This window comes from Sphingomonas sp. CFBP8993, from assembly GCF_034044895.1.
Classification (GTDB): domain Bacteria; phylum Pseudomonadota; class Alphaproteobacteria; order Sphingomonadales; family Sphingomonadaceae; genus Sphingomonas.
Genome location: NZ_JAXCWU010000004.1, coordinates 192187 through 214034 on the forward strand (window position 1 = coordinate 192187; position 21848 = coordinate 214034).

General features: G+C 66.7%; 22 protein-coding genes. 13 read left to right on the forward strand and 9 right to left on the reverse strand.

The genetic code is table 11. The annotated features are described in order from the left end of the window. Window positions 1-74: 74 nt before the first annotated feature. The 3 genes from dnaA to mutM form a co-directional block, all read right to left on the reverse strand. Window positions 75-1598, reverse strand: coding sequence for a chromosomal replication initiator protein DnaA (gene dnaA / locus SOM26_RS09720; protein ID WP_320452516.1), 1524 nt, complete (start codon window positions 1596-1598; stop codon window positions 75-77). A gap of 479 nt (window positions 1599-2077) precedes the next feature. Beyond that, the gene (gene rpsT / locus SOM26_RS09725) at window positions 2078-2341 is read right to left on the reverse strand and encodes a 30S ribosomal protein S20 (RefSeq protein ID WP_042490304.1); all 264 of its coding nucleotides are present in this window, start codon (window positions 2339-2341) and stop codon (window positions 2078-2080) included. An 87-nt stretch (window positions 2342-2428) separates the two neighbouring features. Beyond that, window positions 2429-3244, reverse strand: coding sequence for a bifunctional DNA-formamidopyrimidine glycosylase/DNA-(apurinic or apyrimidinic site) lyase (mutM, locus tag SOM26_RS09730; protein ID WP_320452517.1), 816 nt, complete (start codon window positions 3242-3244; stop codon window positions 2429-2431). Between the two features lie 79 nt (window positions 3245-3323). Between mutM and SOM26_RS09735 the strand changes: the two genes are divergently transcribed. The 8 genes from SOM26_RS09735 to SOM26_RS09770 are packed head-to-tail and all read left to right on the forward strand — an operon-like array spanning window position 3324 to window position 9875. Further along, window positions 3324-4055: a class I SAM-dependent methyltransferase gene (locus tag SOM26_RS09735; RefSeq protein ID WP_320452518.1), complete on the forward strand. Its 732-nt coding sequence runs from the start codon at window positions 3324-3326 to the stop codon at window positions 4053-4055. A gap of 28 nt (window positions 4056-4083) precedes the next feature. Then, window positions 4084-5619, forward strand: coding sequence for a 2-polyprenylphenol 6-hydroxylase (gene ubiB / locus SOM26_RS09740; RefSeq protein WP_320452519.1), 1536 nt, complete (start codon window positions 4084-4086; stop codon window positions 5617-5619). 16 nt (window positions 5620-5635) lie between these two features. After that, window positions 5636-6742: a hypothetical protein gene (locus SOM26_RS09745; RefSeq protein ID WP_320452520.1), complete on the forward strand. Its 1107-nt coding sequence runs from the start codon at window positions 5636-5638 to the stop codon at window positions 6740-6742. Beyond that, a complete protein-coding gene (gene coaBC / locus SOM26_RS09750; protein WP_320452521.1) occupies window positions 6739-7926 on the forward strand; it encodes a bifunctional phosphopantothenoylcysteine decarboxylase/phosphopantothenate--cysteine ligase CoaBC in 1188 nt (395 codons plus the stop codon). Before SOM26_RS09745 ends, coaBC begins: the two co-directional genes overlap by 4 nt. After that, entirely contained in the window at window positions 7923-8372 is a 450-nt protein-coding gene (dut, locus tag SOM26_RS09755) for a dUTP diphosphatase (RefSeq protein WP_320452522.1), read from the forward strand. Before coaBC ends, dut begins: the two co-directional genes overlap by 4 nt. Then, window positions 8369-8767 (forward strand): hypothetical protein, encoded by a 399-nt coding sequence (locus tag SOM26_RS09760; protein WP_320452523.1) that lies wholly within the window; start codon window positions 8369-8371, stop codon window positions 8765-8767. The genes dut and SOM26_RS09760 overlap by 4 nt, the downstream gene beginning before the upstream one ends. Continuing rightward, complete coding sequence (locus tag SOM26_RS09765) at window positions 8764-9531, forward strand: HesA/MoeB/ThiF family protein (protein WP_320452781.1); 768 nt, start codon at window positions 8764-8766, stop codon at window positions 9529-9531. Before SOM26_RS09760 ends, SOM26_RS09765 begins: the two co-directional genes overlap by 4 nt. Then, window positions 9528-9875 carry a hypothetical protein gene (locus SOM26_RS09770; protein ID WP_320452524.1) on the forward strand — a complete coding sequence of 116 codons (348 nt, stop codon included), beginning with the start codon at window positions 9528-9530 and terminating at the stop codon, window positions 9873-9875. Before SOM26_RS09765 ends, SOM26_RS09770 begins: the two co-directional genes overlap by 4 nt. 117 nt (window positions 9876-9992) lie before the next feature. On the opposite strand, the gene galU is transcribed toward SOM26_RS09770, so the two are convergent. Beyond that, on the reverse strand, window positions 9993-10853 hold the full coding sequence (galU, locus tag SOM26_RS09775) for a UTP--glucose-1-phosphate uridylyltransferase GalU (protein WP_320452525.1): 861 nt from the start codon (window positions 10851-10853) through the stop codon (window positions 9993-9995). 112 nt (window positions 10854-10965) lie between these two features. Between galU and wecB the strand changes: the two genes are divergently transcribed. The 4 genes from wecB (at window position 10966) to SOM26_RS09795 (ending at window position 14608) form a co-directional block, all read left to right on the forward strand. Then, on the forward strand, window positions 10966-12096 hold the full coding sequence (gene wecB / locus SOM26_RS09780; protein ID WP_320452526.1) for a non-hydrolyzing UDP-N-acetylglucosamine 2-epimerase: 1131 nt from the start codon (window positions 10966-10968) through the stop codon (window positions 12094-12096). Further along, on the forward strand, window positions 12080-13342 hold the full coding sequence (wecC, locus tag SOM26_RS09785; RefSeq protein ID WP_320452527.1) for a UDP-N-acetyl-D-mannosamine dehydrogenase: 1263 nt from the start codon (window positions 12080-12082) through the stop codon (window positions 13340-13342). The genes wecB and wecC overlap by 17 nt, the downstream gene beginning before the upstream one ends. A gap of 72 nt (window positions 13343-13414) precedes the next feature. After that, a complete protein-coding gene (locus SOM26_RS09790) occupies window positions 13415-14173 on the forward strand; it encodes a metallophosphoesterase family protein (RefSeq protein ID WP_320452528.1) in 759 nt (252 codons plus the stop codon). A 195-nt stretch (window positions 14174-14368) separates the two neighbouring features. Further along, on the forward strand, window positions 14369-14608 hold the full coding sequence (locus tag SOM26_RS09795; protein ID WP_320452529.1) for a hypothetical protein: 240 nt from the start codon (window positions 14369-14371) through the stop codon (window positions 14606-14608). Window positions 14609-15424: 816 nt separating this feature from the next. Here SOM26_RS09795 and SOM26_RS09800 read toward each other — a convergent pair. Beyond that, a complete protein-coding gene (locus SOM26_RS09800) occupies window positions 15425-15994 on the reverse strand; it encodes an FKBP-type peptidyl-prolyl cis-trans isomerase (protein WP_320452530.1) in 570 nt (189 codons plus the stop codon). 163 nt (window positions 15995-16157) lie between these two features. Further along, window positions 16158-16364, reverse strand: coding sequence for a 30S ribosomal protein S21 (gene rpsU, locus SOM26_RS09805; protein ID WP_007404630.1), 207 nt, complete (start codon window positions 16362-16364; stop codon window positions 16158-16160). A 422-nt stretch (window positions 16365-16786) separates the two neighbouring features. Between rpsU and cysS the strand changes: the two genes are divergently transcribed. Further along, window positions 16787-18283: a cysteine--tRNA ligase gene (cysS, locus tag SOM26_RS09810; RefSeq protein WP_320452531.1), complete on the forward strand. Its 1497-nt coding sequence runs from the start codon at window positions 16787-16789 to the stop codon at window positions 18281-18283. Between the two features lie 48 nt (window positions 18284-18331). Here cysS and SOM26_RS09815 read toward each other — a convergent pair whose 3' ends face one another. The 3 genes from SOM26_RS09815 to SOM26_RS09825 form a co-directional block, all read right to left on the reverse strand. After that, the gene (locus SOM26_RS09815; RefSeq protein WP_320452532.1) at window positions 18332-18646 is read right to left on the reverse strand and encodes a hypothetical protein; all 315 of its coding nucleotides are present in this window, start codon (window positions 18644-18646) and stop codon (window positions 18332-18334) included. 158 nt (window positions 18647-18804) lie between these two features. Further along, window positions 18805-20607: a methyl-accepting chemotaxis protein gene (locus tag SOM26_RS09820; RefSeq protein ID WP_320452533.1), complete on the reverse strand. Its 1803-nt coding sequence runs from the start codon at window positions 20605-20607 to the stop codon at window positions 18805-18807. A gap of 151 nt (window positions 20608-20758) precedes the next feature. After that, window positions 20759-21790, reverse strand: coding sequence for a M48 family metalloprotease (locus SOM26_RS09825; protein ID WP_320452534.1), 1032 nt, complete (start codon window positions 21788-21790; stop codon window positions 20759-20761). Window positions 21791-21848: the final 58 nt, after the last annotated feature.

Consider the following 21848-nt stretch of genomic DNA (forward strand, 5'->3'; position numbering starts at 1 on the left):
ACGGGGTTCTAGCCAAAACCCCGTTCAGGCTGAGCGAAGTCGAAGCCCATGCCCCGACCCCGCCCGGAAGGACATCAGCCCTCCAGTTCCTTCATCAGCACGCGCACCGCATTGTCGATGTCGCGGTCGGTGTCGCGCAGTTCCTCGATCTTGCGCACCGCATAGATCACCGTCGAGTGATCCCGCCCACCGAACTTGCGGCCGATCTCGGGCAGCGAGCGGGTGGTCAGGCGCTTGGCGAGGTACATGGCGATCTGGCGCGGGCGGGCGATGGCGCGCGCACGGCGGGCCGACACCAGGTCGAGCGGCTTCAACTCGAAATGGCGGCTGACCAGCTTCTGGATCTCGTCGATGGTGATCCGCCGCTGCGCCCCGCGCAGCACCTCGCCCAGCGTGGCGACGGCGAATTCCATGTCGATCTTGTCGCCGGTCAGCTGCGCATAGGCGACGACGCGGTTCAGCGCGCCTTCCAGCTCGCGGATATTGCCGCGAATCCGCGAAGCCAGCATGTCGAGCACATCGGTCGGCACCACGATCTCGGGCAGATCGGCGACCTTGCGGTTCAGGATCGTGCGACGCAGCGTCAGGTCGGGCGCCTTGATGTCGGCGACGAGCCCGGCACCCAGGCGGCCGATGATTCGCGGCTCGACCCCGTCCAGCGACTGGGGCGAGCGATCGGCCGAGATGACCAGCCGCTTGCCCGCGCCGACCAGTTCGTTGACCGTGTGGAAGAACTCCTCCTGGGTGGAATCCTTGCCCGCGATGAACTGAAGATCGTCGATCAGCAGCAGATCGGCCGAACGCAGCCGCGACTTGAAGCTGTGCGTGTCACGGGCGCGCATCGCCGCGACGAAGTCGAACATGAAGCGCTCGGCCGACATGCACAGCACGACCGCATCGGGATGCGACTCGAGAAAGGCATGGGCGATGGCGTGCATCAGGTGGGTCTTGCCCTGCCCGGTGCCGCCATGAAGGAACAGCGGGCTGAAACGCGGCGGCCCCGGCTCGGCGAGCGACAGCGCGGCGTTGAACGCGACCCGATTCGACGAATCGACCACGAACCGGTCGAAGGTCAGGCGCGGATCGAGCGGCGGCCGGTCGCTAGGCACGCGCACCACCGGGGCGGGCGCGACCGCCACCGGCGCGGCGGCCTTGGCGCGGGGAGCCGGGCGCGGCGCCGCTGCGGGTGTCGGCGCCGGGGCGGGCATGCCGAACAGCGAGGGCTGCTCGTCCACTTCGACCGGTGCGGTCGGTGCGGCGGCCGCCGCGCGCGGGGCGGTGTCGAACGTCTCGACGCTGGTCAGCCGCGCGACCTTGGACGGCGCACGGGTCTCGATCGTGACCGACCGGACCTCGGGCAGCACCGCCTTGAATTCCAGGTGCAGGCGGTCGGCATAGTGGCTGCGCACCCAGTTGGTCGCGAAGGCCGAGGGGAGCGCGAGGCGAACCGTATCGGGCTCGTCCCCCTCGATCAGCTCCATGGGCTTGAGCCACTGGTCGAACAGGCGGGCGCCTGCCGATTCGCGCAGGTTCGCGCGGACGCGCGCCCAGGCACGAGCCTGGTCCGTCGTCGGTCGCGTCGCCTGCCAATTCGTCACCCGCGCACTCCACTTCTGCCGACGCCCATGATGGGCGATCGGGCCTCTAAACCACTTGGCGACACGATACCCATCGGCGAATCAAACGGATTCGACCCGGTCTGTCACTTCGCTATGTCCATGACGCGGGGCACGATGCACCGCCGCTGGGAAACCGATTATGAGCGATGAGGGGGTCGGATCAAGACCATCTCCGGCCATAAATCTGAAATAAACCGGATTGACAGCCAAAAGCCCGCAGAAACCCGTCCAACTATCTCACAAACACTTGAAATTGCTGCATTTTAACCAGGTCGCACGTCATCGACCCGAAACCCGAATTACTCGAATCGCGGTGAAAGCTGGCGTTGCGCGAAACGCGGAATGGTTCCCGCGGATCACGTTGCCCGACACGTTAAGGATTGGATGACGGACGCACGAAAAAACCCGCCGGGGACCGCCCCCGGCGGGTTTCGTTCGTCGCGAAAACCGAGAGGCTGTTAGGCCAGTGCGGCGATACGCTTGGTCAGGCGCGAGAACTTGCGCGAGACGGTGTTCTTGTGCAGCACACCCTTGGCAACGCCACGGGCCATTTCCGGCTGCGCCGCGGCCAGAGCGACCGTCGCGGTTTCCTTGTCACCGGCGGCCAGGGCGGCCTCGACCTTCTTCACGAAGGTACGGATGCGGCTGACGCGGTTGCCGTTGATGACGGCGCGACGCTCGTTGCGACGGATACGCTTTTTGGCCTGCGGCGTGTTCGCCATGAAAACCTCTAAATCTCGATCAAAAGGGATAGCGGCGCGACGCACCAGCTTTGAAGCCGGGGCCCTTACCGGTTGGCGGCGATGCCGTCAACTCCGCTGGCAGTTGGAGCACCAGAAAGTCGAGCGCCCCGAATCGGTTCGCCGCCGCACGATCGCACCGCATTCGCAAGGATCGCCCTCGCGGCCATAGACCCGCCACTCCTTCGAGAAATAGCCCAATTCGCCGTCCGGCCGCACATAGTCGCGCAGTGACGAACCGCCCGCCAGGATCGCGGCCTCCAGCACCGTGCGGATCGAATCGACCAGACGGGCGAGTCGCACCTTCGAAATCTGCCCCCCCGCTCGCCCCGGCGTGATCCGGGCCATGTGCAGCGCCTCGCACACATAGATATTGCCCAGGCCCGCCACGATCCGCTGGTCGAGCAGCATCGCCTTGATCGGCGCGGCCCGCCCCTCCAGCGCCGCCGCCAGATAGGCGGCGGTGAAGTCCGGCCCCAGCGGCTCGGGCCCCATCGCCAGGAACGGTGGATAGCTGGCCAGCTCCGTCGTCGGCCACAGATCGACAAAGCCGAATCGGCGTGGATCGTTCAGCGCCAGCCGCCGCCCCGCCCCCGTCTCCAGCAGCAGGTGATCATGCGCCAGCGGCTCGCCCGGATCGATCCGCCAGCGCCCCGACATGCCGAGATGGAAGATCATGGTGTCGCCGCGGTCGGTGTCGATCAGGCCATATTTGGCGCGACGCCCCAGCGACGTGACGACCGCCCCCGTCATCCGCTGGCGCAGGTCGGCGGGAAAGGGATGGCGCAGGTCGGGTCGGCGCGGCTCGACCAGGGTCAGCCGCGCGTCCGCCAGCACCGGGGTCAGGCCGCGGACCGTGGTTTCGACCTCGGGAAGTTCGGGCATTTTCTCTCTGAATGGCTTTCGTGCGCCTGACAGCTAGGTAGCGTTTGCCCCGCCAGCAAGGCCGGGCTAGGGCAAAGCCATGAGCGATACCGTGTCCTTCGGCTATGAAGATGTACCCCGCGACGAAAAGGTCGCCCGTGTCGGCAGCGTGTTTACCAACGTCGCCGCCAAATACGACCTGATGAACGATGCCATGTCGGGCGGTATGCACCGCCTGTGGAAGGACCGTTTCGTGCGCCGGGTGAAACCGCGCGCCAGCGACCAGATCCTCGACATGGCGGGCGGCACCGGCGACATCGCCTTCCGCCTGGCCGAGTCGGGGGCCAGCATCACGGTGGCCGACATCAATCCGGCGATGCTGGAAGTCGGCATGAAGCGCGCGGCGGAGCGCGGGTTCGACGGGCTGGTCTGGACCGAGGCCAATGCCGAGGTGCTGACCTTCCCAGACAGGTTCTTCGACGCCTACACGATCGCGTTCGGCATCCGCAACGTCACCGACATCCCGGCGGCGCTGAAGGAGGCGCACCGGGTGCTGCGGCGGGGCGGGCGGTTCTTCTGCCTGGAATTCTCGACCACCGTCTGGCCGGGTTTCTCGGAAGTCTATGACGCCTATTCGCACAAGCTGGTGCCCAAGCTGGGCCAGATGCTGGCGGGCGACGCGGACAGCTATCGCTATCTGATCGAATCGATCCGCCGCTTCCCCGACATGCCGACCTTCGAGCGGATGATCCGCGAGGCGGGCTTCGTCGAAACCAAGGTCGAGCCGATCATGGGTGGCCTGGTCGCGATCCATTCGGGGTGGAAGATTTGATGCAGGGGCGCGCGGGCGGGTTCGCCCTGTGACCCAGCCGGTGGTGCATCTGTGGCGTCTGCTCAAATGGGGGCGGACGCTGGCGCGGCATGGCGCGCTGCGCGGGATCGAGCGCGATCCCCATACGCCTGCGCCCGTGCGGCGGCTGGCCCGCGTCGCCCGCTTCGGCACGTGCCAGCCCGCCAAGCCCGCCTATGCCGATGCGTTCCAGGCGATCGGCCCGGCGGCGATCAAGCTGGGCCAGACGCTGGCGACCCGCCCCGACTTGGTCGGCGACGACGCCGCGCACGACCTGCTGCGGCTTCAGGACCAGCTGCCCCCGGTGCCCTTCGCGACGATCTGCGCCGCGATGGAAGCCAGCATGGGCCGCCCGCCCTCGCACTTCTTCGCCTCGATCGAGGAAACCCCGGTCGGCGCCGCCTCGATCGCGCAGGTGCATCGTGCCGTCACCACCGATGGCCGCACCGTCGCGGTCAAGGTGCTGCGCCCCGGCGTCGAGGAAGACTTCGCCCGCGCGATCGACACCTATCAATGGGCCGCCGCCCAGGTGGAAGGGATGAGCGGCGAGGCGGCACGCCTGCGCCCGCGCCTGACGGTCGAGAATTTCCGGCGCTGGACCCTGCGCGAGCTGAACTTCCGGCGCGAGGCGGCCTCGGCCTCCGAACTGGCTGAGGCGATGACCGCCGAGCCCGATTTCATGGTTCCGAAGATCGACTGGCAGCGCTCGACAGCGAAGGTGCTGACGGTCGAGTGGGTCGACGGTATCAAGCTGTCCAACCGCCCGGCGCTGGTCGAGGCGGGATACGACCTGCCGCACCTGGCCCAGACGCTGGTCCGTGCCTTTCTGCGCCAGGCGATCGCGGAAGGGTTCTTCCACGCCGACATGCACCAGGGCAATCTGTTCGCCCTGCCCGGCAACAAGATCGCCGCGATCGACTTCGGCATCATGGGCCGGATCGACCGGCGTGCACGCGTCTGGCTGGCCGAGATCCTCTATGGCCTGATCACCGGCAATTATAAGCGCGTCGCCGAGATCCATTTCGAGGCGGGTTACGTCCCCGCCCATCACAATGTCGCCGAGTTCGCGACCGCGCTGCGTGCGGTGGGCGAGCCGATGCGCGGGCTGCCGGTCAAGGACATGTCGATCGGCATGATGCTCGACGGCCTGTTCTCGATCACGCGCGACTTCGACATGGTGACGCAGCCGCACCTGCTGCTGCTGCAAAAGACGATGGTGATGGTCGAGGGCGTGGCGACCAGCCTCGACCCGAACATCAACCTGTGGGACTCGGCGGCCCCGTTCGTCCGCGAATGGATCCGCACCGAGCTGGGCCCCGAGGCCAAGATCGCCGACCGGCTGATCGAGGATGTGCAGACGCTGGCCCGCCTGCCCGAACTGGTCCGCCGGATCGAGGCGCGCTACCCCGCGCCCGGTGGCGAGCCTCCCGCCCCGCCGCTCAAGCAGATCGAGGTCGTGCGGATCGGCGGCGGCTGGCGCTACGCGCTGTTGTCGATGCTGTCGGCGGCGGCGGGCGTGGCGGCGACGCTGGCCGTGCTCCGGTAAGGCCACAGGGGTCAGGATGCAGGGCACAACGCCCCCCGCCCCGCTCCGCCGCACGATCCGGCCGCTCTGGTTGAGCCAGCCGGGACGTTTGACGGGCCTGTCGCCGATGCTGGCGCGGGGCGTCCTGGCGCTGCTGATCCTGCTGGTCGCGATAGGCTATGCCACGCAAGGGGCGTTCGAGCCGGTGGCCGAGCGCCTGGCTTCGGTGACGACCACGATCCTGGACCATGTCCGGCATGGCCAGTCCTATTATCCCGCCGCCCTGGATGCGTTGCGCGACAATGAGCGGGCGCTGCGGCCCGATCTGTTCGCGGTGCCGCTGCCCGCCCTGTTCGTCACGCTCGCCGCGCTGCCGCCTTTGGTGTGGCGCGGTGCGATGCTGCTGTTGGGCCTGATGGTGATTGCGGGCTGGCTGCGGCGGGTGGTGCCCGTTCTGGAAGGGCAGATGGCCACCGCGCTGTTGGCCGTCCTGCTGATCGCGGGGCTGGTTCCGCTCGCGGACCTGCCGATGGTGACCGTACCCGAAAGCTGGGCCGGGATCCTGATCGCCCTCTCGCTCGTCCAGCGACGGCCGGAGGGCGGCACCAGCGCGGCGGCGCTGGGTCTGGCCGCGATGATCCTGACGCCGATGGCGCTGCCCCATGCGATCGTCATGCTGGTGCTCGCGGCGCGGGCGGGTGCACGGCGTGAGGCGATCGGCTGGGTCGTCGCGCTGGCCATCGCGCTGCTGGTGCTGGCGGCGCATGGCCAGGCCCTGTCCGGGCTGGTGTCGGCGATCGATCCGGCGATGGAAGGCCCCTTCCATCCCATCGCACCCGGCACGCTGATCGCGTCGATTGCCGCGACCCATGCGGTCGGTTTCCTGCCGATGGCGGTCGTCGTACCGCTGGCGGTGCTGGCCGCACTGGGCTGGGTGCATTGGCGGCAACCGGTGGCGCGGCGGGTGGGGGCGACGATGATCGTCTATGCATTGCTGGCAACGGCGACCGGATCGCCCGCCATGGTGCTGGGCCTGTCGCCCCTGTTCTTCCTTGGCATCGTCTTCGCGCCCGACGGCATACGGGACCTGGTCCTTGCCGCACGCGACCGGCGGCGCATCACCGTAACGCGAGTCGTGCGATGAGCCATATCCTGTTGATCGTCGGCGGTGGCATCGCCGCCTATAAGTCCTGCGAACTGATCCGCCTGCTTCGCAAGGCGGGGCATGGCGTCCGCTGCGTCCTGACCGAGGGGGGCAGCCATTTCGTCACGCCGATGACGCTGGCCGCGCTGTCCGAAAACCAGGTTTTCACCACTTTGTGGGACCTGAAGGACGAGGCCGAGATGGGACATATCCAGCTCAGCCGCGAGGCCGACCTGATCGTCGTCGCCCCCGGCACCGCCGACCTGATGGCACGCATGGCGGGCGGCCATGCCGATGACCTGGCGACGACGTTGCTGCTGGCGACCGACACGCCGGTGCTGGTCGCGCCCGCGATGAACGTACGTATGTGGCTGCACCCTGCGACGCAGCGCAACGTCGCACAGCTTCGCGCCGACGGCATCGACGTGATGACCCCGGACGAGGGCATGATGGCCTGCGGCGAATTCGGCCCCGGCCGCCTGCCCGAGCCGTCCGCCATCATGGCCGCAATCGCCGCGAAGCTGGCCCCCGCGCACCGTCCGCTGGCGGGACGCCACATACTGGTCACGGCGGGTCCGACCCACGAGCCGATCGACCCGGTCCGCTACATCGCCAACCGCTCGTCGGGGCGACAGGGCTTTGCGGTGGCGGGGGCGCTCGCCGATCTGGGTGCGCGCGTCACGCTGGTCGCCGGACCGGTGACCTTGCCGACACCGGCGGGCGTCACCCGCGTCGATGTCGAGACCGCGCGCCAGATGGCCGAGCAGGTCGCGGCCGCGCTGCCCGCCGATGCCGCCGTGATGGTCGCCGCCGTCGCCGATTGGCGGGTCGAGGCGGCGGGGCAGAAGGTGAAGAAGGACGGCGGCGCGACACCCGCGCTGGCGCTGGTCGAGAATCCCGACATCCTCGCCACCGTCGCGGCCTCGCCCGATCGGCCGAAACTGGTGGTGGGCTTTGCCGCCGAGACCGAGAACGTCATCGAACACGCCGTCGCCAAGCGCCTGCGCAAGCGCGCCGACTGGATCGTCGCCAACGACGTGTCCGGCGACGTGTTCGGCGGCGAGGCGAACCGGGTCCACCTGGTCACCGCCGACGGCGTGGAAAGCTGGGAGCGGATGGCCAAGGGCGACGTCGCCAGGGGGCTCGCGCAACGCATCGCGGATGCGCTACAAGGGCGACCATGACGCTTGCACCGATTTCCATTGCCCTCAAACGCTTGCCCCATGGCGAAGGGCTTCCGCTCCCCGCTTATGCGACGCCCGGCGCGGCGGGCATGGACGTGGTCGCCGCCGAGTCGCTGACGCTGGAACCCGGCAAACGGGTCGCCGTGGCGACTGGTTTCTCCATCGCGATTCCGCCCGGTTACGAGGTACAGGTGCGCCCGCGCTCGGGCCTTGCGCTGAAGAACGGCATCACCTGCCTCAACACCCCCGGCACCATCGACGAGGATTATCGCGGCGAAGTGAAGGTGATCCTCGCCAATCTGGGCGAGCAGCCGTTCGAAGTCGTGCGCGGCGAGCGTATCGCCCAGCTGGTCCCCGCCCCGGTCCAGCGCGCCACACTGGTGGAAGTCGACCAGCTCGACTCGACGCAGCGGGGTGACGGCGGCTTCGGATCGACCGGTCGATGATCGCCCCGCTGCTGCTCGTCGCGCTCGTCCAGGTGACGCCGCCCCCCGCCGCCGCCGCCGAGCCACCGCACGACTGGTCAACGCTGACCGCCATCACCCTGCCCCCGGCCGAGCCCGACATGGTCCGCTTCGTCCGGGGCGAGGTGGCGGCGGGCCGCTGTCCCCGGTCGCGGCAGGTCGATGGCCAGAATGTCCTGGTCGTGCCGCTGGCCGTGCGGATCAGTGCCGCCGACGGTGGCGCCGAGAACGTCGTGCCGCTGGCGATCGGCTGCCCCACGGTCGAGCAATATAGCGCGGGCGTGACCCAGCGGATGATCCGTCATCTGGCGCACCGCACGATGATGGAGGGCGATCGCTGGTATCGCACCGTCATCACCTATACATGGCCGGGATGATTCTGACCGACGACGAACTGGCCCGCTATGCCCGCCACATGGTGTTGCGTGAATTTGGCGGAGGTGGACAGATCCGGTTGAAACAGGGCCGGGTCGCGGTGATCGGTGCAGGCGGCATCGGCTCGCCCGCAATCCAGTATCTTGCCGCCGCCGGGGTCGGTGCGCTGACCCTGATCGACGACGACGTGGTCGAGCCGTCCAATCTGCAACGCCAGACGATCTTCGCCACCGAAGATTGCGGCACCCCCAAGGTGGACGCCGCCGCCGCGCGGGTCGCGCGATTGAACCCGCATGTCGCGGTGACGGTGCACCGCACGCGCGTCACGCCGCAAAACGTCGCCGCACTGATCGACGGGGCCGATGTAGTCCTCGACGGATGCGACAATTTCGCCACCCGGCTGGCGGTGGCGGACACCGCACTGGCGCTGCGCATTCCGCTCGTGTCCGCAGCGGTCGGCCAGTTCGAGGGGCAGTTGGCGCTCTATCGTGGGTGGGAGGCGGACAAGCCCTGTTACCGCTGTTTCGTAGGGGACACGGCGGACCAGGCCGGGCTGACCTGTGCCGATGACGGTGTGCTGGGGCCGGTGACGGGCATCATGGGCAGCCTGGCCGCGCTGGAAACGCTGCGCGCCATTGCGCCGTTCGGGCGCGATACGGCGGGCAGCATCCTGATCGCCGACCTGCTCGGTCTGCGCTTCCGCACGCTTGCCCTGCCCAAGGACCCCGGCTGTCGCTGTGCGCAGCCTCATGCGGTGGCGGCATGAGCGCGCGCCCCACGCCACCGCCCGGCTGGTTCGACTGGACCGGTGACAAGGGCTGGATCGGCCAGGTCACCGGCCTGCCCGACAGCACGCTGCACGCCTATGCGGGCATGGCGATCCTGACCGTGTCGGCGCTGATCCTGCGGCGCAAGCCCTGGGACTGGCGCTGCTGGCTGACCGTGCTGATCATCGAGACGATCAACGAAGCCTATGATCTGCTCCAACCCTTCTACGCCACCGACGAGGGCAATCTGCCTGCGAGCTGGTTCGACGTCTGGAATACGATGCTGTGCCCGACGGTCATCCTGCTGACCTTCGGCTGGCTCGCCCGGCGGGGTGAGCGGTGATGCCCCTCCACCATCGCTGACGCGATGGCTCCCCTCCCCAAGCAAGCTTGGGGAGAAATGAGAAAGGGGCGGTGGCCTTTCGGCCCCGCCCCTCTTCCACGACCCGATAAACCCGGATCAGCCGAGCAAGGTCTTGGCGAACTCCCGCACCACGGGACCGATGTCGTCGCGTGCCAAGCCCAGCGCCAGGTTCGCGGTCAGCCAGCCCGCCTTGTCGCCGCAGTCGTAACGCTGACCATCAAAGGTGAAGCCGTGGAAAGGCTGGTTGCCGATCAGCTTGGCCATCGCGTCGGTCAGCTGGATCTCACCGCCCGCACCCGGCTCCTGCGCGTCGAGGATCTGCATCACCTCGGGCTGCAGGATGTAGCGGCCGGGGATCATGAGGTTCGACGGCGCCTTGCCCTTGGGCTTTTCGACCAGCGCTGTCACTTCGGTCAGGCGACCGTCCTGCTTGCCGGGCGAGATGATGCCGTACTTGTCGGTCTCGCTGTCGGGCACTTCGAGTGCGCCGATGACGTTGCCGCCGACCTGATCATAGGCCTCGACCATCTGCTTCATGAAGCCGCCGACCATCAACTCGTCGGGCAGCAGCACCGCGAACGGCTCGTCGCCGACGATCTCGCGCGCGCACCACACCGCATGGCCCAGGCCCAGCGGTTCCTGCTGACGGACATAGACGGGCGAGCCGGGCTTCTGGCGGATGGACTCGATGACGGACAGGCTCTTGCCGCGCGCCTTCATCGTCGCTTCCAGCTCGTAGGAGATGTCGAAATGATCCTCCAGCGCGCCCTTGCCGCGCCCGGTGACGAAGATGATCTGCTCGATCCCTGCCTCCAGCGCTTCCTCGACCGCGTACTGGATCAGCGGCTTGTCGACGACCGTCAACATCTCCTTGGGCATAGACTTGGTCGCCGGCAGGAACCGCGTGCCCAGACCCGCCACCGGAAATACCGCCTTGCGAACCTTCTTGATCGTCATGAAACCTCCCTGAATCATTTCGTCCTTAACCATATGTTGCGCAGCGACATAGCCCATTGCGGGGCCTATGCGGTTAGGGTGTCCTTAAAAACGACAGGTTATGAATCGGCCGATGACAGCTGCACCGATCCTCATCGTTTTCGGCACAAGGCCCGAAGCGATCAAACTGTTCCCGGTAATCAATGACCTGGCGCAAAGCGGCGCGGCACCGGTGCGAATCTGCGTCACGGCGCAGCATCGCGGCATGCTGGATCAGGTGCTCGATATCGCCGGACTGAAGCCCGATCACGATCTGGACCTCATGGAGCCGGGCCAGTCGCTCGACCGGCTGACCGCACGGCTGCTCACCGGCCTTGGTGAGGTCATGGATGCCGAACGGCCTGCGATGGTCGTCGTGCAGGGCGATACCGCCACCGCCATGGCGGGTGCGCTGGCGGCCTATTATCGCAAGATTCCGGTGGCGCATGTCGAGGCCGGGCTGCGCTCGGGCGACATCTACCAGCCCTGGCCCGAAGAGGTGAACCGGCGGATGATCGCGCCGATCGCCGCGCTGCACTTCGCGCCTACCGACACGGCGGCGGGGGCGTTGAAGGCCGAGGGGATCGACCCGGCACGGATCCATGTCACCGGCAACAGCGTGATCGACGCACTGCACTGGACGAGGGAAAGGATCGCCGCCGACCCCGCACTGGCCGGGGGCCTCGACGCCGTGCTGGACCGACTGGCGGGCAAGCGGATCGTCCTGGTGACGACCCACCGGCGGGAGAATTTCGGCGACGGCATGGCCGCGATCGCCCGCGCACTGCGCCGGATCGCCGATCGGCCCGATGTCGGCATCCTCTTTCCCGTCCATCCCAACCCCAATGTCGTCGCGGTGATGGACGCGGTGCTGGGCGATCACCCGGCGATCGCGCGCATCGCCCCGCTCGACTATCCGCATTTCGTCCGCGCGCTCGACGCCGCGCATATCGTCCTGACCGACTCGGGTGGAGTACAGGAAGAGGCGCCCGCACTCGGCAAACCGGTCCTCGTGATGCGCGAAACCACCGAACGCCCCGAAGGCGTGGCGGCGGGCACGGCGCGGCTGATCGGCACCGACGAGGACCGCATCGTCGATGAAGTGCTGGCGCTGCTCGACCAGCCCGCCCGCCATGCCGCCATGGCCAAGGCCCACAACCCTTATGGCCGCGGCGATACCGCCCGGCAGATCAGCAGGATCATCGCGCATGCCCTTGGACTCTGAGCTTTCGGTCACGGTGATGGGCCTGGGCTATATCGGCCTGCCCACCGCCGCCGTCATCGCCCGCACCGGTGCCATGGTGACTGGCGTCGACGTTACTCCCTCGGTCGTCGAGACGATCAATTCGGGCCGCGTGCATATCGAGGAGGTCGACCTTGACGGCCTGGTGTCCGGCGTCGTCGCGCGCGGCAGCCTGAAGGCGTCGCTGTCCGTCGCGCCCGCCGATGTCTTCGTCATCGCGGTGCCCACGCCCTTCACCCAGGATCGCCAGCCCGACATCACCTATGTCCTCGATGCCGCGCGCGCCGTCGCACCGGTGCTGAAGACCGGCGACACAGTCATCCTCGAATCGACCTCGCCGGTGGGCACCACCGAAAAGGTCCGCGACCTGATCGCGGAGCTGCGCGCCGACCTGCGGATGCCGGGCGCGGCGCGGCCGGGCGAACAGGCCGATATCGCCATCGCCTATTGCCCCGAACGCGTGTTGCCGGGTCGTATCCTGGTCGAGTTGATCGACAATGACCGGGTGATCGGCGGCATCACGCCGCGTTGCGCCCGCAAAGCCTTGGCCTTTTACCGCCGCTTCGTGCGCGGCGCCTGCGTCACCACCACCGCGCGCGCGGCGGAGATGACGAAGCTGACCGAAAACGCCTTTCGCGACGTCAACATCGCCTTTGCCAACGAATTGAGCCTGGTCGCCGATACGCTGGGCGTGGATGTGTGGGAGGTGATCCGGCTGGCCAATCGCCATCCGCGCGTCAACATCCTGTCGCCCGGCCCCGGCGTCGGCGGCCACTGCATCGCGGTCGACCCCTGGTTCCTGGTGGCGGCCGACCCCGCCAACACGCCGCTGATCCGCACCGCGCGCGAAGTGAACGATGGCAAGACCGAGCATGTCATCGCCAGCGCCGCCGCGATGGTCGAGGCGCAGGACGGGCCGGTCGCCTGTCTGGGCCTCGCCTTCAAGGCCAATATCGACGATTTCCGCGAAAGCCCGGCGCTGAAGGTCGCTGCGGCGCTGGCGGCCCGGTTCGGCGAGCGCATTCATATCGTCGAACCCTATGCCACCACCCTGCCCCGCGCCTTTGACGGCACCGGCGCCCGGCTGATCGATATCGACACCGCGCTGGAAACTTGCGAGGCGATGGTCGTTCTGGTCGATCACGATATTTTCCGATCCGTTCCCCTGGACGAGCGGCGAGGCAAGGCGGTCTTGGATACGCGGGGGCTCTGGCCCGACCAGGCCTGACCGTCACGCCGCATTGCACGGGGAAGCGGGGAAGCCTAAGGACAACCGCGAGTTGCGGAAACCAGACCCTTCATGCTTGCCAAGTTACTGAATCTACGAAAGCGCGCGCCAGCCTTCGTGCCGGTCATGGCACCGGGGCGGCGCGTCTATGCGGTCGGCGACATTCATGGTCGCCTCGATCTGCTCGATGACATTCTGGCGAGAATCGACGCCGATCACGCGGCCCGGCCGCCTGCCGAGCGCCATCTGGTGTTCCTGGGCGATCTGGTCGATCGCGGCTCCGATTCCGCGGGCGTGGTAGAGCGCGTCCGTCTGCTCGCCGCTGCCGATCCGCATGTCCATTGCCTGATGGGCAATCATGAGGAAATCTTCCTTCGCGCGATCGACGGCGACGACAAGGCCCTGCGGCTGTTCTGCCGGATCGGCGGTCGAGAGACGCTGATAAGCTATGGCGTGAGCGCGGAAGACTATGAGCGGCTGGACTATGCTGAAGTCGCCGACCGCCTGAACGCGCGGGTGCCCGTGGCGCATCGCGATTTCCTGGCGGGTCTGCAGGAAATCCTGATCATGGGCGATTATGTCTTCGTCCATGCGGGTATCCGCCCCGGCGTGCCGCTGTCCGAGCAGAAGCCGGCCGAAACCCGCTGGATTCGCGACCCTTTTCTCGACCACCGCGCGCCGTTGGAAAAGATGGTCGTCCATGGTCACACCGTGGCTGAAGAGGCGGAGATGCTGCCTCATCGAATTGGTATAGATACCGGCGCCTATCACAGCGATCGCCTGACCGCGCTGATGCTGGAAGATGCCACGCGTCATGTTTTTTCCACCTGACGGCTCTTTACCAAGGCGAAACGTTTGCCGGGGCATTCCGTTTAGCGGTAAAGCGCACTATAAGCCGTTGTGCGGCGAAGTAATGTTGCATTGCCGCATCGGTGTGGGAGCATAACTGCCCTACACACGTTGGTAGGGTTGCCATGTCGCGGTCGACGTGCCATGTGCCCACTGACAATTTTAAGGGAGTTCGACATGCGTCTTGGGAAGTTTCTCGTCGCCGCTGCCGCCGTTTCGATGACCGTTGCTCCGGCAATGGCTGCGAATCCGGCTGCCAGCCTTTCGGTTTCGAAGTCGGTTCGCGCTTCGGCCCCGGCTGCCAAGAAGAACGGCCTGGCCGGTGGTGGCATCCTGGTTGCGGTTCTCGCAGCTGCTGCCGTTGTTGCGGGCATCGTCGTGGTCGCCGATTCGGACGACTCGCCGGACAGCAACTAAGTTGCTTCAGCCTTACGGCTGAGAGGAATAGCGGCCTTCGGGCCGCTATTTTTTTGTCTAGTGAAGATCATAGTACTGATGCCGTCGCCTTGCTCTTGTGATGTGTTGGCGAGACCTACGTATCAACTGACGCCTCCGACATGAATTTGGGATTTTGATCCAGTCAAGCTGAAGCACCGCCCCGACGGGAAGCCGGGACGGCGGGACAATATTTCAGATCAGGTGGATCAAATTCTAGCGACGACTTGGTGGCAGAGGCCAAGTCGACCGTATTGCCGTCCGCCCTGAAGCGTGCTTGTAGAGCTTGGTCCGCAGATTTTGATGCTTCGGCCGATGCATCACCGCTGACCTCTCGCCTTCTCCAGCGCGACCGGGGCCTCCCCCCACCCTCTGCAAAGCAATGTCGCAAAACCGATGCTCACAGGCCGTTGGCGAGCGTTTGCGGTTAGGCGCAGCCTGCCCCACTTCGTCTTGCAGCGCAGTATAAGTGCCCCTCAGAACGGGGGCGACAGTCCCGGCGCGCTATATTCACTCCTCGCCTCCAAAGGGCGAATAAGGTTTGCTCAGTGCTGTCGACGGGCCACATATTCGGTAGATACCCCCCTTCGTCAGACGGCTGATGCCCTCTCCTTGGCGGAAGGACATGGAATAAGGGGTGACGGATCGCAGGGTATAGCCGCAGTGGCCACTGCACGGCGCTGCCTCAAGAATGTGACACAAGGCTGGTTGATGAACGCCACACATAACAAAATCGCCGGGACCCTTGCGGGCTCCGGCGATCTCGGTTCGATCAAGGCAGGATGTGGGGCTGGTCGATCAGCGGGGCGACGGCGCGCCGGGAGCGCCGCCGGATACCCCACCGGGCATACCGCCCATCATCGACTGCTGCGCCTGCATCTGCCGCAGCACCGACTCGGGGATGAAGTCGATCAGCTCGACATCGAAGACGAGCATCGAATTCGCCGGGATCGGGCCGTTAGCACGGTCACCATAACCGAGCTTGGCGGGCAGCCAGAACCGGTACTTCGAACCCTTGGGCATCAACTTCAACGCTTCCGCGAAACCGGGCAGCACGCTCGAAAGCGGCATCGGCGTCGGCTGCTTGGAGGCGTCGAAGACCGTGCCGTCGATCAGGCGGCCGGTATAGTTGACCAGCGCCACGTCGGTCGCGGTCGGGTGCGCACCACCCTGACCGGGCTCGATCACCTTGTACTGAAGACCCGAAGCGGTCGTCACCACGCCCGCGCCACGCGCTTCACGCAGCAGGGCGGCATCGCCCTGACGCGCCAGGAGCGCGGCCACGACGAGAGCGACGGCCACCGCCACCCATATCCAGACCAGATAGGAACGCCGGACGGGACGAATGGGAACAGCGGTTACGGACATGCCTGCTTCTCGCTTTGTGCGTGGGCGTTCAACGGATCACCCTGAGCGGCAACCCTTAAGGCAAGGGGCCGATTCGCTCTATCGGGAACCGGCCACCGATCGGATCGAGGCCCCGCCCGGGCCAGCATGGCCATCGGGCGGGAGACCTCGATCGCTCGGTCTATTACCGGGCGCCGTCGCGCTCGGCGCGCTTGCGCTCCAGCTTGCGAGCACGACGCACCGCCGCCGCACGCTCACGAGCGCGCTTTTCCGACGGCTTCTCGTAGTGGCGACGGAGCTTCATTTCGCGATACACGCCTTCCCGCTGCAGCTTCTTCTTGAGCGCGCGAAGGGCCTGATCCACATTGTTGTCGCGAACGATGATCTGCATAAAAACGAATTGCTCCGGCAAAACAGGATAAAGCGGCCGCAGAACAACTGTGGCCGCATCGTCGGGCGCTCCTAGCAGCGCGGTAGGGCGATTACAACCCGTTGGATCGCGAATTGCGCCGCCCGATTGATGAGCGCCCTGGCAAACACGTCGGCCCGCCACAATGCCAGCCTCCTGAAATGCGCCCTGAAATGAATGCCATTGTCATCCAGCGGTCATGCCGTGGAGAGGCTGACCCGCCTATAAGCACGCCTGTCCGGCTAACTCCCGTATGCCGGACACCCTGACATGTTTCTGTGCTTTATCGGGTGCAGGAACGAAACGGCGCGGTGCCTCCCCTGTCATCGCGCCAGCCCCGGTCCGCCTTCAACCGGACCGGGGCCCTCTTTCGGGCCGCATCCGACATGGCTAAGGCAGGCGGCATGACCGCGACCGCTTCTTCGTCCAGCATCCCGCTGACCCTGTACAACAGCCTGACCCGCCAGCCCGAGACGTTCCGGCCGATCGATCCGGACAATGTCCGCGTCTATTCCTGCGGTCCGACGGTCTATAACTACGCGCATATCGGCAATTTGCGCGCCTATGTCTTCACCGACACGCTGTCGCGCGTCCTGCGGTGGAAGGGCTGGCCGCTGACGCACATCATCAACATCACCGATGTCGGCCATCTGACCTCCGACGCCGATGCGGGCGACGACAAGATGGAGGCCGCCGCGAAGAAGAGCGGCCAGGATATCTGGGCGATCGCCAGGCATTACACCGATGCCTTCAAGCGGAACCTGAGCGACCTGGGTATCGCCGAGCCGACCCGCTTCCCGCTGGCAACCGAGCATGTGCCGCAGATGATCGACTTCGCCAGGGCGATCGAGGACAAGCACTGCTACCGCCTGCCCGACGGCCTGTATTTCGACGTGACGACGGTGCCCGACTATGGCCGTCTGGCGCGGCATCAGGAGGATGAGGGCGAGAGCCGGATCGATCCCGTCGCAGGCAAGCGGCATCCGGCCGACTTTGCGATCTGGCGCGCCTCCGCGCCGGGCGAGCAGCGCCAGATGGAATGGGACAGCCCATGGGGTCCCGGCGCGCCCGGCTGGCATCTGGAATGCTCGGTGATGAGCAAACAATATCTGGGTGCGCAGTTCGACATCCATACCGGCGGCATCGACCACCGCGAAATCCATCACCCCAACGAGATCGCGCAGAATCAGGCCCATAGCTGCACGGCGGACAGCGGCGCCAATATCTGGATGCACAACAACTTCCTGGTCGACCGGACCGGCAAGATGTCCAAGTCGTCGGGCGAGTTCCTGACGCTCCAGGCGCTGATCGACCGTGGCTTCCACCCGCTCGCCTATCGCCTGATGTGCCTCCAGGCGCAGTATCGGTCGGAAATGGAATTCGGCTGGGACGGCCTGGCCGCGGCACAGGTCCGGCTCAAGCGACTGGTCCAGACGGTCGAGGGGCTGCGCACCCGTGCCGATGCCCCCGAAAAGGGCGACGCGGCCACCTATCGCGAGCGGCTGGACGCCGCGCTGTCCGACGATCTCGCGACCCCGCGCGCGCTGCCGGTGCTGGACGAGATGCTGGCCGACAAGAAGCTCTCGCCGGGGGTGCGACTCGCGGCGCTGGGCGATTTCGACGCCACGCTGGGGTTGCAGTTGGCGACGCTGACCCGCGCCGACCTTCGCCTTAGGCCCAAGGCGGCGACGCTGGACGAGGCGACGATCGAGTCGCATCTGGCCGATCGCCGTGCCGCGCGGGCGGACAAGGATTTCGCCCGCTCCGACGCGATCCGCGACACGCTGCTCGCGGCTGGCGTAGAGGTGATGGACGGCGATCCGCTGGGCTGGGACTGGAAACCGGTGCTGCCCGCCCAAGAGGGCATTGATCTCGTAAGTAACATACCCGAAGTCTGGTAAGTAACACCAATCGGGCGTTGCTACGATGACTGACTAAATCGGATTTTGTCAGCGGCGCCCGCGTGGGGATCGCATTCTCAGGCCGATGAACAGCACGGTCGGCCAGAACATCGTGTTGGCGATATCGCCCAGCGTATCGGCCCAGCGCCACGACCCGTAATGCAGGCGGTCGAGAATCTCGTTGCCCGCCTCGGCCAGCGCGACGCAGGCGAGCGGGATCGGCGTGGCCAGCGACTTGCGGGTCAGGATGCGCGCCAGGAACAGCACCGCCATGCCCGCATGAACGTGCAACAGGCTGTCGGCCATGCCGGTACCGTCGCCGATCCACTGGATGAAATCGGCGTAGCGTTGAGGAATATCCATGGCAGCGGCTTGCCCCGACCGCCCGCGACTTTCAATCCCCGCCCCCTTCCCCCCGCCGCACCCGTACCGCGACGAAGCGCACGGACATGGAAAAGGCCCGCAATCCGCCGGATGGGATCACGGGCCTTCCAGAGCCACAGGGCGGCGTCAGGACACGATCAGAAGCTGCTCCAGTCGTCATCGCTCGGCTTCACGGCCAAATTGCCCTGCACCGGCGCGGCCGCGCGCCGAACCGGAGCGGGGGCCGGGCTGGCGGCGCGACGCATCGGCACGATCGGGGCGGACGGCGTGGCGGCCATCTCGTCGATGCGGAAGCGGTTGATCTGATCGTCCAGCGCATGGGTTTCGGCGGACAGTGCGCGGACGGCGGCGGTCACCTCCTCGACCATGGCGGCATTGGCCTGAGTCACGCCGTCCATGTCGTTGATCGCCAGATTGACCTGCTGGATGCTGGTCGCCTGTTCCGACGCGCCGCCCGCGATCGATTCGACCAGCCCGCTGATCTCGTGCATCCCGCTCGCGATCAGGCGCAGCGACTCGTCGGTCCGGTTGGCCAGTTCCACGCCGCTGCGCACCCGGTCGACCGTGGTGGTGATCCGCGCGCTGATATCGCGGGCCGCCTCGGCCGAGCGTTCGGCAAGTGCGCGGACTTCGGAGGCGACGACGGCAAAGCCCTTGCCGGCGTCACCCGCGCGCGCCGCCTCGACGCCCGCGTTCAGCGCCAGCAGGTTGGTCTGGAAGGACAGGCCATCGATCACCGCGATGATGTCGGCGATTTCGTTGGACGAGCGTTCGATGTCGCCGATCGCGGAAACGGTGCGGCGAACGATCTCTTCGCTGTGCGCGACATCGCTGCTGGCCTTGCGGACGATGACTTCGGCCGACTGCGCCTTGTTCGCCGCCACCGTCACCGACTGCGCGATCTCGTTCATCGCGGCCGAGGTTTCCTCGATGCTGGCCGCTTGCTGTTCGGCACGGCGGGCCAGATCGTCGGCGGCCTCGTTCATCTCGATCACGCCGCTGTTGATCCCGGAGACATTGACCCGCACCGCCCCCAGCGAACCCGACAGGCGCGACACCGCCGTGTTGAAGTCGCGTTCGATCGCCGCATAGGAGGGCGGGAAGCCCGACAGCCGGGTCGTCAGGTCCGAGTCGGCCAGGCGGCCAAGCGCATGGCCGATACGGTCGACCATCTCATTCTGTTCGGCGTCCGCGCGTGCCTTGGCGACGGCGGCGTCGCGGAACACGACCACGGCGCGCGACATGCTGCCCAGCTCATCGCCTCGCTCGGCATCCGGGACGACAATGTCGTTGCGACCGCGTGCCAGCGTATCCATCACCTCGGTGAGCCGGACGATGGGACGGCCCAGCGCACGCGACAGCATCATCGCCATCGCGATCGCCACGCTGATCATGACCAAGCCACCGATGACCAGGCTCCATTGCCCCGCCCGCAGCGTCGCCTTGCGATCGGCGCGCGCGGCCGTCATCGTGACCTTCATCACGGTGCGCAGATCGCGCAACGGCTGCAGGATCGAGGTGACGCGCACCCGCTCGCTATTGGCGCGAAGCCAGGCCTGGGCCCCTTCGCGGTCGGTGCGGCTGCGTGCGATCAGCGGGTCGGAGATGTCGCGCCGCCATTCCTGGATCCTGGCATGCGAGTCCGCCGCCTGCGCCTGCGCCTGTGGATTGCTAGCGAGGAACTTGGCCAATATCGCCGCCGCCTCACCCTCGCTGGCGCGCGATTCGTAATATTGCTTCAGATAGTCTTCGTCCCCGGTGATCAGGAAGCCGCGCATCTGACTGTTCTCGCGCTGAACGCCGCCCTCCATGTTCAGCGTGGCGGTATAGGCATCCTGCGCAGCCACACTCTGCGCACTGGTCGATTCGATCCGTGACAGCACCCACCACAAGGTGCCCATCATCACCAGGACGGACAGCAGGACGACGGCGAAGGCCAAACCGATTTTCTTGGGTATGGGCATGGAAGAGAGCATGTGAAATCCCGGCAGGTCGAAAGCCCTGACGCTCCCGATTGCCCCCAACTCTAACCGCCGACTCCAAATAGTTGGTTAAACGCCTGATCGTGCAGGCGCTTGGCCCGCACGCGCATCAATCGAGCGCTTTACCCGACTGGTCGAGCAACGGCGGGCGATAAGGCGTCGGCGCACCCGGAGGGATCGCGGCGATCTCCGCCGCCACCAGCTCGGCGCGCGCCGACGAGGACGGATGGGTCCGGCTGCGGAAGATACCGCCATCGACCTCGCCGCCATGCTCGCGCCAGAAGCGCACCGCATCCTGCGGATCGTAACCCGCATTGCGCATCAGGACGACGCCCAGCCGATCCGCCTCGGTCTCGGTCTGGCGAAACATCCGCCCGTTGCGCCCGAACTCGGAGAGGATGCCCCGCTTCACCCCCGCCGCATCCAGACGGTCGCGGTGATGCAGGATATTGTGCGAGAATTCGTGCGCGACGACGACCGCGATCATCCGGTCGTCGAACCTCTCGAAGAAGCGCGAACCGATCTGCACGATATCGCCGTCCGCCGAGGCGGTCAGGCCCGGCCCCATCAGCATCTCGAAACGCGACCGGCATCCCGGCTGCGCGGCCACCGTCACCTCGCGCTTCTGCCCCTGGCGGATGATGGTCAGTCGTAGCGGCCGGTCGGCGGGCTCTGCCGCCAGCTGGCGCTGTGCCGCGTCGCGGGTCGCCGTGTTCGCCTGTGCGACACCCGCCGGATTGGGGAGCAGCGGCTTTCCGTCGATCGCCGCGATCGTGTCGTTGGCGAGGATGCCCGCCCTGGCCGCCGCGCTGCCCGGCACCACCGCCTCGACCGCGACGGGCCCTTCGAAGCCGAAGATCGCGGGCAGGTCGCGGCGCACCGCCGGATCATATTGGTCGATCGCATGGATCAGCAGGCCCGGAGTCGGCGCACGGTCAGGACAGATGGCGGCATTGGCCGTCGCCAGCCGCCACGCGATCGCGCCCAGCCGCAGATCTGCATCGCGCATCGCCCCGAACAGCGCGGTGTCGTCGGATTTCGCGATCGACACCAGGGGCGCGGCGGGAGCCCGATCCGGCACCGACAGCAGCAGGGCGGACAGGGCGACGACCGCCGACGACAGGATGGAGCTACGCGACATGGTGCCCCCCCCTGCTAATCCTTCTCTCAGTGATCCGCAAAGCGGGCCGCCGCAATCC